Origin of the sequence: Campylobacter sp. LMG 17559, from assembly GCF_024723605.1 — a bacterium.
Classification (GTDB): Bacteria; Campylobacterota; Campylobacteria; order Campylobacterales; family Campylobacteraceae; genus Campylobacter_D.
The window spans coordinates 1-238 of record NZ_JANQCZ010000080.1 but is presented as its reverse complement, the minus strand read 5'-3'; the positions used below and the strand labels follow the sequence as shown (position 1 = coordinate 238).

Here is a 238-nt window from a genome sequence, read left to right as displayed (position 1 = left end):
TAAATTACAAAGTGCTGTTAAGAACTTAACTGATTCTTCATCAAGCCAAGCTTCTTCTTTAGAAGAAACAGCAGCAGCATTAGAAGAGATTACTTCTTCTATGCAAAATGTATCTCATAAAACTAGTGAAGTAATTGCTCAAAGTGAAGAAATTAAAAATGTTACTTCTATTATTGGAGATATTGCAGATCAAATTAACCTACTTGCATTAAATGCAGCTATTGAAGCTGCACGTGCT

At 32.4% G+C, this 238-nt stretch carries 1 protein-coding gene; it reads left to right on the top strand.

All coding sequences use genetic code 11. The annotated features are described in order from the left end of the window. Positions 1–238, top strand: a 238-nt coding sequence (locus tag CAMP5082_RS08400; RefSeq protein WP_337206447.1) for a methyl-accepting chemotaxis protein, incomplete at both ends; no start/stop codon positions are given.